This window comes from Clostridium sp. AF34-10BH (assembly GCF_003478095.1).
GTDB classification, from domain to species: Bacteria; Bacillota; Clostridia; order Lachnospirales; family Lachnospiraceae; genus Acetatifactor; species Acetatifactor acetigignens.
The window spans coordinates 46,705-61,324 of sequence record NZ_QUEC01000019.1 but is presented as its reverse complement, the minus strand read 5'-3'; the positions used below and the strand labels follow the sequence as shown (position 1 = coordinate 61,324).

Annotated in this window: 11 protein-coding genes; 3 read left to right on the top strand and 8 right to left on the bottom strand. The window is 47.2% G+C overall.

Going from position 1 to position 14,620, the window contains the following annotated elements; genetic code table 11:
* Positions 1-4: 4 nt before the first annotated feature.
* Together DWZ61_RS12770 and DWZ61_RS12765 are read right to left on the bottom strand one after the other, a co-directional pair.
* Entirely contained in the window at positions 5-1,012 is a 1,008-nt protein-coding gene (locus DWZ61_RS12770) for an aldo/keto reductase (protein ID WP_118501612.1), read from the bottom strand.
* Between the two features lie 18 nt (positions 1,013-1,030).
* Positions 1,031-2,104 carry a zinc-binding dehydrogenase gene (locus tag DWZ61_RS12765; protein ID WP_242993424.1) on the bottom strand — a complete coding sequence of 358 codons (1,074 nt, stop codon included), beginning with the start codon at positions 2,102-2,104 and terminating at the stop codon, positions 1,031-1,033.
* Positions 2,105-2,342: 238 nt separating this feature from the next.
* On the opposite strand from DWZ61_RS12765, the gene DWZ61_RS12760 reads away from it, so the two are divergent.
* Positions 2,343-3,224, top strand: coding sequence for an AraC family transcriptional regulator (locus DWZ61_RS12760; RefSeq protein ID WP_117465197.1), 882 nt, complete (start codon positions 2,343-2,345; stop codon positions 3,222-3,224).
* Here DWZ61_RS12760 and DWZ61_RS12755 read toward each other — a convergent pair.
* Positions 3,221-5,725: a glycoside hydrolase N-terminal domain-containing protein gene (locus DWZ61_RS12755; RefSeq protein ID WP_118538933.1), complete on the bottom strand. Its 2,505-nt coding sequence runs from the start codon at positions 5,723-5,725 to the stop codon at positions 3,221-3,223. The genes DWZ61_RS12760 and DWZ61_RS12755 overlap by 4 nt on opposite strands.
* 97 nt (positions 5,726-5,822) lie before the next feature.
* On the opposite strand from DWZ61_RS12755, the gene DWZ61_RS12750 reads away from it, so the two are divergent.
* Both DWZ61_RS12750 and DWZ61_RS12745 read left to right on the top strand, forming a co-directional pair.
* Entirely contained in the window at positions 5,823-6,590 is a 768-nt protein-coding gene (locus DWZ61_RS12750; protein WP_118501609.1) for a response regulator, read from the top strand.
* Positions 6,587-8,329, top strand: a complete 1,743-nt coding sequence (locus DWZ61_RS12745) for a histidine kinase (protein WP_117465192.1) — start codon at positions 6,587-6,589, stop codon at positions 8,327-8,329. The genes DWZ61_RS12750 and DWZ61_RS12745 overlap by 4 nt, the downstream gene beginning before the upstream one ends.
* Here DWZ61_RS12745 and DWZ61_RS12740 read toward each other — a convergent pair.
* From DWZ61_RS12740 to DWZ61_RS12720, 5 genes are all read right to left on the bottom strand, one after another.
* The gene (locus DWZ61_RS12740) at positions 8,326-9,177 is read right to left on the bottom strand and encodes a carbohydrate ABC transporter permease (RefSeq protein ID WP_117465191.1); all 852 of its coding nucleotides are present in this window, start codon (positions 9,175-9,177) and stop codon (positions 8,326-8,328) included. The genes DWZ61_RS12745 and DWZ61_RS12740 overlap by 4 nt on opposite strands.
* Before the next feature lie 12 nt (positions 9,178-9,189).
* A complete protein-coding gene (locus DWZ61_RS12735) occupies positions 9,190-10,092 on the bottom strand; it encodes a sugar ABC transporter permease (protein WP_117465190.1) in 903 nt (300 codons plus the stop codon).
* A gap of 100 nt (positions 10,093-10,192) precedes the next feature.
* The gene (locus tag DWZ61_RS12730; RefSeq protein ID WP_118538931.1) at positions 10,193-11,563 is read right to left on the bottom strand and encodes an extracellular solute-binding protein; all 1,371 of its coding nucleotides are present in this window, start codon (positions 11,561-11,563) and stop codon (positions 10,193-10,195) included.
* Between the two features lie 251 nt (positions 11,564-11,814).
* Positions 11,815-12,807, bottom strand: a complete 993-nt coding sequence (locus DWZ61_RS12725) for a Gfo/Idh/MocA family oxidoreductase (RefSeq protein WP_118538968.1) — start codon at positions 12,805-12,807, stop codon at positions 11,815-11,817.
* A gap of 28 nt (positions 12,808-12,835) precedes the next feature.
* Positions 12,836-14,620 (bottom strand): L-fucose isomerase, encoded by a 1,785-nt coding sequence (locus tag DWZ61_RS12720; protein ID WP_118538929.1) that lies wholly within the window; start codon positions 14,618-14,620, stop codon positions 12,836-12,838.

Here is a 14,620-nt window from a genome sequence, read left to right as displayed (position 1 = left end):
CCTTTCATGACGTGATTTCTCCGTCCACATCCCATAGATCCTGCCAGTCGGTTGCTCCGGGCCACAGAAATACCTGACCTTTGATCAGGCGGCAATTCTTGTCTGCTTTCCGGATCATCTCCATCTCTTCCACTGTCAAGGGATCTTCTGTGATGCATTTCAGATTATCCACATATTGATATTCCTTTACTGAAAAAGGAATCGGAATCTGTCCTCTCTGTACCGCCCACTTTAGGCAGATCATAGCAGGATGTACGTGATGATGCTCTGCAATCTCCATAATCTCCGGCATCCGGGTATCTGAAATATCCTCTGCCGTCCGGTCTCTCTCCGGTCTGGAGGGCGATCCGATGGGACAATAACCGATGGGTTGAATCCCCTGTGACAGTGCATAGTCATACAATTGCGGCTGCTGAAATCCGGGATGCAATTCCATCTCTAAGAACATCGGCTGAATCCTACACAACGGCAATACTGCCCGAAGTTTCGGTACTGTCATATTAGACATACCAATGTATTTTACCCTGCCTTCTTCCACCAGTGCCTCACACTGTCTCCAGGTATTCAGAAATTCCGTCACAGAAAACGGTCTGGAATCCGGATTACGGGAATCTCCGTCACAGCCGGGAGCATGATAATTGGGAAAAGGCCAGTGCACCAGATACAGATCCAGATAAGATACCCGCAGATCCTTCAGGCTCTTCTCACAGGACTCCTTCACTCTATTGTGCATATCATTCCATACTTTAGAGGTGATAAACAAATCCGATCGATCCACGATTCCTTCTTTCAGGACACGCTCAATGCTCTCTCCGATACGATTCTCATTCTGGTATACGGAAGCACAGTCGATCATACGATATCCTGCCCGGATGCCGCCATATACAGCTTCTGCAATCTGATCGCTGTTATATTTATCGGATCCGAAGGTTCCGAGTCCGATTGCCGGTACCTTAAATCCGTCCACCAGAGTCCGCTTTGGGATCCGGCTCTGTTCTATGATTTCTGCCATATGATAACCTTTCTTCCCTTAGTCTTCGGGAAATACCACTGCCACCTTGCCACAGTTTCCACTTGCCATCAGTCTGTAAGCTTCCCCTGCCTGCTCCAGAGGGAATTCGTCCGTGATCAGATCTTCCGGATGAATTCCCCAACGCACCAGTCTTTCTACCAGTTCTTCCATTCTCCACAGCGAGGTTACCCAGCTGCCGTAGATTGTCTTCTGACCATGAATAATGTCCGGACTGGGGTTAAAAGTACAGGTGCCTCCCTCTCCCACGAATGCGATCCTGCCCCATTCTCTGGTAGCACGGATTGCCAGCTGTCTTCCTGGATCACTGGCGCTGGCATCGAACGCTCTCTCCACACCATTGCCGTTTGTTACTTTCATGATCTGATCATAAGCCTCATCCGGTGCAAATACATAATCAGCCAGTCCCATCTTCTTCGCCAGTTCAATACGGTACGGATTCGTCTCCACGCCGATGAGCATATTGGCTCCCAGTGCTTTTGCCAACATCAGTGTTGCCAGACCGACAGGTCCCAGACCGGTTACCAATACTGCATCATTGCCGCTGACACCTACCTTTTCGATAGCCTCATATACGGTACCGAAACCACAGGCCACCTGTGCTCCATCCTTGTAGGTCAGCTCATCTGGCAATGCGATCAGATCCTTCTCATCTGCCAGAATATACTGTGCCATGCCACCGTTTCTCTGCCATCCGTATGCCTGACGGAATTTACTCTTGCAGGAAATATAGTAGCCTCTTCTGCAATCGTTACATACACCACATCCGGAAATGTGATAAATAATAACACGGTCGCCCTTCTTGAATCTCTTCAAACCTTCGCCTTCCTCTACGATCAGACCACAAGGTTCATGACCTGCCACAGTTCCGGGAATATAGCCTTCCGGACCTTTTCCCACATGTTCTCTGTAGATGCAGCGGATATCACTGCCGCAGATAGTTGTAGCCATTGCCTTGACCACAACCTGTCCATGTCCCGGCTTCGGCATTTCGAATTCTCTAAGTTCTACTGTGCTGTTGCCCGGAAGAATTGCTCCCATCATCTTTTTCTGTTTCATTTCCTGTCTGTCCATCTGTTAACCTCCTTAAAAATAAAATGTTATATGTTCTTCTGTCATATTTTCTCCCTGTGTGGGTTGCTGTGATACATCCATTCTAATCCCACAAATATACTATTAATAGACATATTCGCGACATACATCGTGTATTTTTGTCGTGTTATCGCACTTTTTTAATTGACTTTTTTCTTTACCGTTGCTACACTTAATATCATCGGATAGGTCACGGTAAATCCGGACAGCAGGAGGCTCCATGAATCAGACAACGAACAATACCATCTATGGTCTCGATGTGAAAACCACTATCGACAACACAACTTTTCTAATTCTGAATATTGCTTTCGAACACTTTTTCAAGCCACTGCCACGCCACAGCCACGGTAACAACAGCTATGAACTGCACTACATCCCTAATGGGCTCGGACAGGCAGTCATTGATGGCAGTTCTTATGAGCTTACGCCTGGCACACTATATATGACAGGCCCCCATGTGGAGCACGAGCAGATTCCAAGCCCTATGGATCCCATGACAGAATATTCTATCTATTTTCAGTTGCAGGAAGAAGATGCTCTCCTCGTTTTTTCCGGCAGCACTGCGGACAAATTTCTGAAAAAAAGATTCTGGATTGGTCCGGATACCCAGAATCTTGGTGTACTGATGGAGCAGCTCTTCTATGAATTAAAATATAAATATACCGGTTACATGATTCAGGTAGAGGCTCTGTTACAACAGTGTCTTGTAAAAGTTGTCCGCAATTACGAGGGAAACCGTTTCTCTAAACAGCACTTTGCTCCCTCCAATCTCATTGACGGTAAGACCCTGATCATCGAACGGGCCTTTCTCTATCATTACGAGACCATCACTCTGGAAAACCTGGCAAAAACTCTTGGGTTAAGTGTCCGCCAGACGGAACGGTTCCTGAAAAAATATTACGGCAAGACCTTTCAGCAGAAAAAACAAGAAGCCCGAATGTCTGCGGCAAAAATCTATCTGACAGACAAACGCCTGAGCATCACGCAGATTGCGGAGAAACTGAATTACTCCACATCCCAACATTTCACCCAGGCGTTTCGACAGCATTACGGCATCACTGCCAATAAATACCGCAGGCAGCTCCAGGATCCGATGGATTAAATCCTGATCCTGCGCAGTTCTCCCTGTTTTAGATAATAACATGCATCGTATTGCAACACCGGGCAGGAAATTCTGACCTCCTGATCCTCATAAGATTCCAGTTCTGCTTCCAGTATCTTCTTCTCCAGATTCCATGCCAGCTTCCGGATGCAGATTCTTGTTCTGGCCATCAGACCATCCACACTGCCCTGCTTCCACTCCTCCGGAAGTGCCGGCAGGAATTCGATCTCTCCCCGTTCGGAATACACCAGTGCTTCATGTATGATTCCTTGCAATCCCAGAATCGTATCCGTGCAATAGACCCCTCTGCAGCGATCCGTATTATGATCCGTCAGCAGGCTGCTGTAAAAAATATCACTTTGCACCAGCAGGCGCAAGATTTCTCCCAGGCTCCTGCCATCCTTCAGTCTGGCAGCCACCAGTCCCTTGTGGATCCAACCATGAGAGGCAGTATCATCTTTTCCGGCATTCCCGACATTCCGGTTCCTGATGGCCTGCCTGCAGCTTTCCGCAAGTCCCACATTATGCTGTGTCTCTACTCCGGGCCATGCGCAATAGAGATGGCTGATGTGGCGGTGCTCATGATTGTCATGCATCTGTGGCAGTGACCATTCCTTTAATCCACCGGTCTCATCCATCTGGTATTCGGGCAGCTTTGCGGCAAGCTCCCTGCTGGCTGTCAGCCACTCTCCCGACCGTTCATCGCAGATCCTCTCTTCCAGTTCCCGGATCATGCGTAATACATCTGACGCCGCCGCAATGTCCATGGCTGCATTGGCAGTGATCGTACTGGAATAGCCGTTTGGATGATTCTCCGGAGAATAAGAGGGAATAATCAGGTATTTTTCTCCCTCCTCCAGAGCTGTCTTTCCTTTCTTATAATGAGGCTGTCCCTCTCTGTCGGTATAATATTCCGGGGTACACAACTGCTCCCAGAAATGAAACGTCTTCCACAGCAGGGGGCGCAGAATCTCCTGTTCCAGATCCAGGCTTTGTTTTCCGCAGACTTTGGCCAGATCCTCTGGCAGTGGGATCTGCCGGTTACCAAAGCACTGCCAGTACTCAAAGATCGGCACCATCAGCCAGGAAGCCCCGGCATTCCAGTACTGGAAAGGATAGTCAATATCATACTCTACCATAATTGCCCGATTACCGTCGGTATTCACCGGTGCCAGCAGGGCATCCCACATGCCGTAAACAGCTTTTGCATTCTCCTTCCAGTCCCCGATCTGGCGGAGGATAAAATACATATATCCCCAGGCCGCTTTTTCCATGTGCCCGGTATTCATACCAGAGACCTGAATATTCACATTGGCATCCATCGTATAGGCTCCGCTCCAGCCGGGATTCCATTCCCCTGTCCACAGTCCGCACAGCCTCGGTGCAGAATATCCGGCGCAGGCAGCCTGCACATATCTGCCTGTCTGGTAGATCCGTTCCATCAGTTTCTGCAACATCTGCGGCGTATTTTTCTGCCGCTGTAACAGTTCCGTATTGGTCTCCTTTTCTACGCCTTCCTCTCCGGAATCCGCTGTCTGTTCTCCCAGATGAAAACTTACTGTACCATAGGTCTCCCTCTGCTGTTCCTTCTGCAGTGCCAGCACTCTCTCATAATTCCAGCTGCCTTCTTTTGTACGGTATTTCGCCACTGCGCTCTTCAGGTCTGCCAACACCGCATCGATGGTTTCCTGTGCTTTCACCCCCGGAAAATCTTCCATTTCTCCCATTTCAACCTGGGCAGCCGTCTTCGCCAGGATCCAGACTGCCTTTGCTCCCCGGATGTGGATTTCTTTGCTGCCTTCCGTCTGTTCCACATTTCTGCTTCCTCCTGTATGTAGAATCCGTACCATGGTCACATACCCCTTATCCTGCAGCTCGCTTTCCACAAATACCGGATAATGCGCTGCCTGTCCGAGATAAGTGCCCGCCTTGTCATAGACCAGTTCATATTTCATATTTACTTCCGGTCCGGTTCCCCACTTTTTTACTCCGAATTTTGGCAGCGTCTCCGGCGGATCTATGGAAAGTATCAGTTCGGGAAGTGTCTCCTTTCCGCCTGCCAGATACTGTGTCACAACGCAGTCCTCTCTGGAGACAAATGTATGCCGACTGAAGTCCCCGGTCTTATCCCGATAGTCCATAATGACCTCCCCGGTCTCTCCTACCATCCGGCGGCTGTATGCTTCGAGCTCCTGCTGTGGTGTCGTGATCCGAAGCTGCATCCCCGGATGGTAGGCATACAGGTAAGTTCTTTTTCTGCCGTGTACATTCCAGGTAGCATCCATATGCAGCACTGCCTGTCTGGCCTCCTGCAGCTCACTTCCCACTTCCGGCGGAGTCATTCTGGGTTCTTCTGTCGGCATCAGCAGTTCTATATTCTGATAGGTCAGTACCTCTTCATAGGGATCACAGGAACAGATCACTCCGCTGTGTCCATTGCCTGCCACCAGTCTCTCCTGCCAGATTTCACCGGTTTTCAATTTTATTTTCCTTTCGTTCATTTGTCTTCTCCTCGTTTTGAATGCTTTGTATTCTATTTTGAAATATGTTATAATCTGCGTGTTATCTGAATATTACCTTACACGTGAGGAACCTGGTATGTATCAAGTAATCATCGTAGATGATGAACCCCGTATTCTGGAAGGGATCATTCATCTTTTTCCCTGGAACAACTTCGGCTTTGAAGTCGTTGCTTCCTTTACCAATGGGAAAGAAGCCCTGGAATATATCAATGCCCACCCACAGGTGGACATCGTTATGACCGATATCCAGATGCCTGTCATGACCGGTATCGAACTGTCTCAAAAACTGAAAAACGAAGATATCATCGTCATCTTTTTCAGCGCCTATCAGGATTTTGAATATGCCCGGGCAGCAATTATCAATCATGTCACGGACTACCTGATCAAACCAATGAAATATGACGCCATGTCTGCCTGCTTTGAACGCATCCGGAAAACCCTGGACGAACGGGAGAAGGGCCATTATCTGCCTTACGAAGCCAATGCAGACGAGGCGGATTATGTGACGATTGTGAAAAACTATATCAAATCTGATTATAAGACCGCAACATTGGAAGCAGCCGCTTCTCTGGTACACTACTCACCGGCTTATCTTTCTTCCGCTTTCAAGACGGATACCGGTGTCAGTTTCTCCCGTTATCTGCTACAGGTGAGGATGGAACAGGCCATGCAGATGCTGTCGGATCGTTCCGTCAAATTTTACGAGATTGCAGATGCCGTCGGCTATCTGAACCCCAAAAATCTCACCCGTAATTTCAAGGAATATTACGGAATCACACCACAGGAATTCCGTGCAGGGAAACAGCCGGAAGTAACTCCTGAGAACAGAGGATCGTTATCATGATGCACCGATTTTTCTTAAAACGCTTAAAAGTATGGAGTTCTCTCCTGTTAATCCCTACCGGTCTTTTGTTTATATGCATCATGATCCTTACCGCAACCTCCCAGCTACAGACCATCAAAGAGACCACCCAGTCCACTACGGATGATCTCTGTCTGAATCTGGAAAGTACCATGGATGTTTGCACTTCCCAACAGGAAATGATCACGCTGAATTCCCAGTTGCTCTTATCCATGCGCAAGATTCTCTACAACAGAGAGACTACTTACACCGACTATGTCTTCCTAAACAGTATAAAGACCTTCCTCGGCAGTATCTCCGCCTCCCATCCACTGGTGGACAGCCTTTATCTTTATCTGGATGACAATAATATCTTTTTCTCTTCTGACAAGACGATCCGTTTTCTGAGCAGCGATGTGGACGCCGGTTGGTATGATATCTATACCTCCCTTCCGGAAGATCAGGACACCTATATTGTCTCCAGGGAAATGAAGACATCCACCTCATCAACATCAGAAAATGTACTGACGGTATATAAGCGTTTTTCTTATCTGGATGGTGTCATGGTATCCAACCTTTCTCTGATAGAGCTGGAAAAAATGATGTCTGCAAAATCCACATCCTGGAAACACGGTATGTTTCTTCTGGACAGCGGGCAGAATCTTCTGGCTTCTCAGGGGTTTTCTTCTGTTCCCGACTTTTCTGAAGTGGATCTTTCCACACTGACGGATGGCTTTCACTGGGAAAAGGTAGATCATCATTTCTATCTTACTTATGTGATATATCAACCCACCTACCGGTATTATTCGGTGCAGCTGGTTCCTGTTTCCGCCATTATTCTCTATTGTGCACAGAATCTGCTGTTGCCGCTGATCATGCTACTGTTTGCCCTGTTCATTATCTTCCTGTTCTCTTATCAGATCACAAGGGATAATTTCCGGCAGATCCAGTCAGTGATTGATCTGTTCGGTAATGCGGAAAAGGGGATCTACCCTACTGAAAAAGATTCTCCGGCAGACCAGCCGGATGACGAATACAGCTTGATCATGAACAATGTCATCCGCATATTCTTAAATACCACATTTTTAAACAGCCAGCTGGCAGAGCAGAAATACAAAAAACAGGCTGCGGAGCTCAGCGCCCTACAGTTACAGATCAACCCTCATTTTATGGTCAACACCCTGCAGACTCTGGATTTTGAAGTCTACAAGATAGCAGGCGGTCCTTCCACCGCCAATACGATCATCAGCAATCTGTCAGATATTCTCTCCTACTCTTTGGCCAATCCACAGGTTTCGGTATCGATTCAGGATGAGATCACTTATATTCACAAATATGTGGAAATACAGAGGTTCCGCTTTCCCGACAGTTTTTATTACTTTGAAGAAATCGACAATTCTGTACTGCCGCATGCGTTTAAGCGTCTCCTGCTTCAGCCACTTTTAGAGAACAGTATCAGTCACGGGCTGCGTCCCGGCAATCGCCAGGGAATGGTAAAAATTAAGATTTTTAAACGGGATGATTGGATCCATATATCAATAACCGACAATGGTGTGGGAATTCCAAAAGACAAACTTCAGAAGCTGAGATCAGATCTTATGTCAGACGCTTCCATGCGTATCGGACTCGACAACGTGAACAAGCGTCTGACACTGACCTATGGTTCCGAGAGTGCTCTTCATATTTACAGTAAAGAAGGACTCGGAACCTGTGTGTTTTTCCGCATTCCGGTTCAAATTTAACCCTTCAGACCACTGGTGGCAATGCCTTCCACAAAATACTTCTGTGCAGCGAAGAACAGTATGATCAACGGCAGAATGGACAGGAAGGACATTGCCATTACTTTATTCCACTGAACCACGGATTCTGCATCCAGAGACAGTCTCAAGGCCAGAGACAGGGTATATTTTTTCACAGAGTTAATGTAGATCAACACGTTTGTATAATCATTGTAAGTCCACATGAACTGAAACAGACCTGCGGAGAAAAGTGCCGGTTTCATCAGTGGCACAAGGATCTTCACGAATACCTTCAGATCACTGCAGCCGTCAAGATAAGCAGATTCATCCAGTTCTCTTGGCAGTCCGCGGATAAACTGGATCAGCATAAATACAAAGAACGAGTTCACAGACAGCAGGCCCTGTAAGTAAAACGGCCAGTAAGTATCCACCAGTCCCAGCTTATTAAACATTGCATAACGTGGGATCATAACTACCGCTCCGGGAAGCATCAGTGTGGCAATCAGAATACCAAACAGAATCTTTTTGCCGGGGAACTGGTATCTGGCAAATCCATAAGCGACAATCGCACTGGATAATACCGTAAATAACGTAGTGATGATCGTCATCACAAAGCTGTTTTTGAAAAATGTAGTATAAGTTATTTTGCTGTTCACATGCCAGCCGTCAATATAGCTCTGGAAGCTGAAGGATGACGGCAGCAGTTTGACAGATCCGAAGATCTCCGCATTGCTCTTGAAGGTTGCGAAGAACATCCAGATGATCGGATACAACATTGCCAGTCCGATCAGAAGTACTACTGTGTAGGTCACCCAGGATACGCTGTTTCTCTTTTTAAGCTTTTTTCTCATCTTAGGTTCCTCCTAAAAATCGTTTCCATCTTCGTAATATACCATCATGGAAGAGAATCGGAATAAAATCATCGTAACGATCATGATCATAATGAAGATCACCCAGGAAATTGCGCATGCATATCCCATTTTATAGAAAGAGAATGCCTCCGTGTACAACTTCATTCCCAACACGTAGGTAGACTTTAACGGGCCTCCGTTGGTAATGACCAGTGAGCTGGTAAAGCTTTGTAATGCAGTGATCGTCTGCATGATAATATTGAAAAATATAATAGAGGAAATCTGTGGCAATGTGATCTTAACGAATTTCTTCCAGCTGCTGGCTCCATCGATATCCGCTGCTTCATACAAATCCGCCGGTACATTTTTCAGGGCTGCCAGGAACATAACGAAGGAAGATCCAAACGTCCACAGTTGCAGTAGAATGATCGTCGGTAATGCTGTCTTGGGATCTCCCAGCCAGTGCAGGGTCGGCAGATGGATTGCTTTCAACAGGGAATTGATAATACCCTCCTCCTGGAACATCAGCTTCCAGAGAATGGCAATACCGATGCTGCCGCCGATCAGAGACGGGATATAATAAATTGTACGAATGAAATTGATTCCTTTCATGTTTTTATTCATAACCAGTGCTACGATCAGAGCCACTGTTAATTTTCCGGGTACAGTAAATATTGTGTATATCAAAGTAACTTTTACGGAATACCAGAATTCATTATCCGCCGTAAATAATTTCACATAGTTGGCCAATCCGATCCATTTCGGAGAGGACATGATATTATATTCTGTAAAGGAATAGAACAGGGATGCAACAAAAGGATATACCTGCAGTCCGATCAATCCGATCAGCCAGGGGGCAATGAATACCAGTCCGATCCACTGCTTCCTTTTTATTTTTTTCTTTTTCGGTGTCATGTAGAGTACCTCCGCCTCGTAAATGTCTGAGGTATCCCGAAATCCTTCAGGATACCCCAGTATCATTTCTGTGTAGTACGAATCCGAAACTGATCCGGGATTACTTGGATGACAGATAATTGTCCAGAAGGCTGATTGTTGACTTGGCAACGTCTTCAGGAGTACCCTGTCCGTAAGCAACCTGAGTAGCTGCATCCTGCAGAATCGCCGTTACTTCTTCCTCTGTGGTCAGCCCCAGATCATTGGTTCCTGTATAGGTCTGGATAATATCCACGCTATCCTTGGCGATGCCTTCCAGAATGCCCAGTTCTGTACATGCTTCCTGCCCTACACTGGTAGGAGGTACGGAACGGACTGTCTTCAGGATCTTGGCTGCATCTGCATTGTTGTAGAAGTAGTTTAAGAACATCATGGCTTCTTCCTGATGTTCGCTCGCACCGCTGACACACATATACTGAGGTGCATTGCAGTACCAGCCTTCATCTTTGGCATTTGTCATAACTGGAAGCTTGCCTGCCGCAAAGTTTCCATCGGGACATGCTGCCTGCAAAGTCTCTACTGTAGAGGAGTATCCGAATGCTGCCACATATTTCTGGTTGATCCAGTTAGGATCTGTTCCCAGATCTGCGCCGTATGCGATAACAGTAGACATAGGTGATGCAACGCCTTCATCATACAATGCCTTAATGTAGTTCAGTACCTCCACCAGATCTTTTTCCTCGAAACCTCTCTTCTTGGTCTCATTTACCAGAACTGTGCTGCCGGTCAACTGCTGTAAGTAAGGGCGGACGATCATGGTATTCAGCTCAGAACTTCCCATGGTCAGCAGATACATATCCTTGTCATACTCCTTGACCTTCTTGCCCATTTCTACAATATCGTCCCAAGTATAATCACTACTGAAGTCAACGCCGATCTCATCAGCTACCTTCTTGTTGTAGATCAGTGCATGTCCGGAAATACCGGTCGGTACACCATACTGATGTCCGTCGAACTGTCCGTTGTTCTTTAAAATAGATTCTTCGAAGGTAGACAGATCAAAGACATCTGAGAAATCTTTGAAGTCTGCAAAGTATCCTGCATTGGATTCTACATAGCCGGGCATCCAACCGGTTCCCATCTGGAAAATGTCAGCTACCGTACCGGATACCAACTGTGCTGTCAGCTTTTCCTGATAACCATCACTGCTGCCGTACTCCGCTTCTATCGTGATCCAGGGATATTCCTGCTCGAACTTGTCGATCACATCCAGTGTTGCCTGCGCTCTCTCATCACCGCCCCACCACATGAAGCGCAAAGTTACGGGATCATGGTTCTCTGCTGTTTCCGTACCAGCAGCTTCCTGCGTGGCTGTCGCCTGAGATGACTGTGTGCCGTCTGTCGTCTCTTCGGAAGCGCTGTTGCCGCATCCTGCAAGAGACGCTGTCATTGCCATAGTTACGAGTAATGCTGTTAATTTTAACTTCTTCATTTAGTACCCTCCTTCAATCACATTTATGTGTTTGCTTGATGAGTTCATTATAACGGATTTTGCCAAAAGGTATGAGACGCTCAGGTTCGCAAAAAGGCACTTTGTTTTTTTGTTTTGCCGAAAAACTCACTTATTTTTAGATTCTGTAAAAAGAAGTACGCTTCGTTATTTGTTTAACAGAAGTAATATTGCCTATACTCTGTAGCTGTCAAAAGAGCGGATCCTGATGATCCGCTCTTTTGCATCTGTCGTTATTCATCATATGGGTATTTCACACCCCACTGTGCCCGAAGTTCATCCATCTGCTTCATGATCGTAAGAGTCTCCGCATGAGGCATTTTCTCACACTCTCTTTGCCCGTTCCTGATTGCCTCCCGGCATACCAGCACTTCATATTCATAGCCATTGATCTGCGTGGGAATCGTGATTTTACGAATCAGCATTTCTCCCGGGCCATGCAGTTCCAGGTTTCTGGGATTGTTATTGCTCTCCCAGGAAATATACCCTTTCGTTCCACAGATTTTTACACAGTTTTTCTTTTTATCCACCATGGAACAGCGCAGTTGCGCAACACTGCCATCCGCATAGGTCAGCTGGATTTCATCTGCAGCATCTACTCCGGTCGGATACTTCTCACAGGAAGATTGCGTCTTCACAATATGATCTCCAAAATACATGGAAGCCGTTGTCAGTACATACACTCCAAGATCCAATAGTGCTCCTCCGCACAGCATCGGATCATGCATCCTGGGATTTTCATAATTTTGTACGGAAAATTCCGCTTCCAAAATCTGCGGTGTACCTATCACTCCTTCCCTGAGCAACCCAGTTATGATCTCACGGCTTGGCATATATCGTGTCCAGATTGCCTCTGTAATAAAGACCTTCTTTTCCTCTGCCATTGCAAATAATTCCTCAGCCTGTCTTGCATTGGCTGTAAACGCCTTCTCTACCAGAACATTTTTGCCATGTTCCATACAGAGCTTTGCCTGCTCATAATGCAGAGAATGTGGTGTTGCTATATAGATCAGGTCCACTTCCGGATCCGATGCAAGTTCCTCGTAACTGCTGTATGCTCTTGTGATATTCCATTTCCGTGCGAACTCCAATGCCTTCTCCTGCGAACGGGATGCCACAGCATAAGCACAGGCTTTTCCCTCCTTCTGCAGCTCATTCAGCGCTTCTGCCATGGATCCAGCAATATTTCCGGCACCTAAAATACCTACCTTCAGACAATTCCCCATAGGATTCCTCTCTCTGCTTCCTGTGATTTTATCGATACAAAGGGCCATACTGCCTGCATGCCGCACAATCCGCCGCCTGTGTATCCTGTGTTCCGAAGCTTGACCATGCATGAGGACGATAGATCTTGTCCCGGTCCACATTATGCATGGTCACCGGGATCCGCAACATGCTGGACAATGTGATCAGGTCTGCACCCACATGTCCATATACGGTCACGCCATGATTTGCCCCCCAGTTTGCCATAACACTATATACGTCAGTAAAAGCGCCCTCACCGGTCAGTCTTGGGCAAAACCAGGTGGTCGGCCAGGTAGGATCTGTTCTCTTATCAATCGCATGATGAATCACTTCCGGCAATTTTGCTGTCCATCCTTCGGCAATCTGCAATACAGGCCCTATTCCATCTATGATATTCAATCTTAGCATAGTTACAGGCATCTGTGCAATACACCGAAAGTGGCTGGAATATCCACCACCCCGGAAATATTCATAATCTGCCCTGCACCAGTCGGTAACATCCAGACATTCCCGGATATCCTCCTCTGTCATCTTCCAGAAAGGTTTCATGACATGGTCGCCCTGTTCGTCCACACACGCTCCAGTCCCGTCCAACGCCGTTGCACCGGAATTGATCAGATGAATAAATCCGTTTGCCGCCACGCCGTCCGGCTTCTGACCTGTCACACGTTCACAAGCCTCCGGGCTCCAGTAGGTACGGACATCATGGAAGCAGGGAGCCGTTCCCGAAATCAGGTGTCCCAACAGCATCGAAATACCATTGCAGGTATCATTCTCCGTTGCAAAAGGAGTCGGTGCCTTGGGACCATTCCAGTCGAAAGTAGAAGCAAGGATTGCTTCCGTAAAGTCCGCATTCGGCAACCAGTCCGTCCACTGTCTCTGTCCCTGGAAACCTCCGGCCACAGCATTATGCCCCAAAGCCTCCTCATGCCAGCCAAGCTCGTCCAGTCGTGAATTGCCGAACAAAATATCCCGGATAATCAGTGTCATCTTCACAATAAACTCCCAGTCTTTTTCCGCAGGAATGATTTTTGACTTTGTGATGACTTCCGGCAGATCTTTTCCAAGATTTTTGTCGAACCCTTCCCTGCAGTTTGCTTTCACCCACTGTAATGCCTTCTCATATTCCTCCGGATCATAGATGCCGATGGCAATACGACGGAGAATTTCCACTTCATCTACCCATTCCGCACGGATCCCGAAATATTTCTGTAGCACATCCGGATCACAAAAGCTGCCTGCAATGCCCATGGCTACCGCTCCAATATTGACATATGCCTTATTTGTCATCCAGCCTACGGCCACAGCTCCCCTGGCGAAACGTAAGATTTTCTCCAACACATCTGCGGGAATTGTCGTATCCTTTGCATCCTGCACATCATGTCCATAGATGGAAAAAGCCGGAAGCCCACGCTGTGCATGTGCCGCCATAACTGCTGCCAGATACACCGCACCCGGGCGCTCCGTTCCGTTGAATCCCCAGACAGCTTTGATGGTGTTCGGATCCATATCGAAAGTCTCTGTTCCGTAACACCAACAGGGCGTCACAGACAAGGTTGCTACTACATTTTCCATCTGAAACTGTTCTGCCACCCGGGCCGCCTCCGCACCTCCTCCGATAGTGGTACAGCCGATCACGCATTGTACCGGTGTTCCATCCGGATACTTCAAATTCTCAGAGATCAGTTTTGCGGCAATTTTTGCCATTTCACAGGTCTGATTCTCCAGGCTTTCACGAACGCCACCCCAACGTCCATCGATTACCGGGCGAATTCCAATCTTAGGGTATCTCAT

Coding starts and splice junctions, on each gene's coding strand:
- DWZ61_RS12770 (WP_118501612.1), bottom strand. CDS start 1,012: ATGGCAGAAATCATAGAACAGAGCCGGATCCCAAAGCGGACTCTGGTG.
- DWZ61_RS12765 (WP_242993424.1), bottom strand. CDS start 2,104: ATGGACAGACAGGAAATGAAACAGAAAAAGATGATGGGAGCAATTCTT.
- DWZ61_RS12760 (WP_117465197.1), top strand. CDS start 2,343: ATGAATCAGACAACGAACAATACCATCTATGGTCTCGATGTGAAAACC.
- DWZ61_RS12755 (WP_118538933.1), bottom strand. CDS start 5,725: ATGAACGAAAGGAAAATAAAATTGAAAACCGGTGAAATCTGGCAGGAG.
- DWZ61_RS12750 (WP_118501609.1), top strand. CDS start 5,823: ATGTATCAAGTAATCATCGTAGATGATGAACCCCGTATTCTGGAAGGG.
- DWZ61_RS12745 (WP_117465192.1), top strand. CDS start 6,587: ATGATGCACCGATTTTTCTTAAAACGCTTAAAAGTATGGAGTTCTCTC.
- DWZ61_RS12740 (WP_117465191.1), bottom strand. CDS start 9,177: ATGAGAAAAAAGCTTAAAAAGAGAAACAGCGTATCCTGGGTGACCTAC.
- DWZ61_RS12735 (WP_117465190.1), bottom strand. CDS start 10,092: ATGACACCGAAAAAGAAAAAAATAAAAAGGAAGCAGTGGATCGGACTG.
- DWZ61_RS12730 (WP_118538931.1), bottom strand. CDS start 11,563: ATGAAGAAGTTAAAATTAACAGCATTACTCGTAACTATGGCAATGACA.
- DWZ61_RS12725 (WP_118538968.1), bottom strand. CDS start 12,807: ATGGGGAATTGTCTGAAGGTAGGTATTTTAGGTGCCGGAAATATTGCT.
- DWZ61_RS12720 (WP_118538929.1), bottom strand. CDS start 14,620: ATGAGATACCCTAAGATTGGAATTCGCCCGGTAATCGATGGACGTTGG.